This window comes from Gilvimarinus gilvus, from assembly GCF_030518155.1.
Lineage (GTDB): Bacteria > Pseudomonadota > Gammaproteobacteria > Pseudomonadales > Cellvibrionaceae > Gilvimarinus > Gilvimarinus gilvus.
The window spans coordinates 1-316 of the sequence record NZ_JAULRU010000721.1 but is presented as its reverse complement, the minus strand read 5'-3'; the positions used below and the strand labels follow the sequence as shown (position 1 = coordinate 316).

Below are 316 nucleotides of genomic sequence, written 5' to 3'. Positions count from 1 at the left end.
GTTTACACCTGTTTCAGGTTTAGCAACCATTACAGCAATTTTATTACCATCAGCAGTAACCAATGGATGCCCTGAGTTTGAAGTGTCAGAAGCAATTTCTCCTAATAAATGAATACCTTTTTCTGGTGTCCAATAAAAATTATTATCAACTGTGTTTAATACTACAACTTTTCCATTGTCTGATACGCTGTATGCAGTTTGACCATCTCCAACAACATAAACTTGTGCATTAACAAAGCTTGTTCCCCCAATTAAAGCTGATAATACAGCTAAACTTTTAAGTTTTGAGTAAATTTTTTTCATAATGAATTTCTGT

1 protein-coding gene is annotated in these 316 nt (G+C 32.9%); it reads right to left on the bottom strand.

All coding sequences use genetic code 11. The annotated features are described in order from the left end of the window. The coding region (locus QWI17_RS18125; RefSeq protein ID WP_302723937.1) for a hypothetical protein at positions 1–303 on the bottom strand (303 nt) is incomplete at its 3' end. Positions 304–316 lie beyond the last annotated feature (13 nt).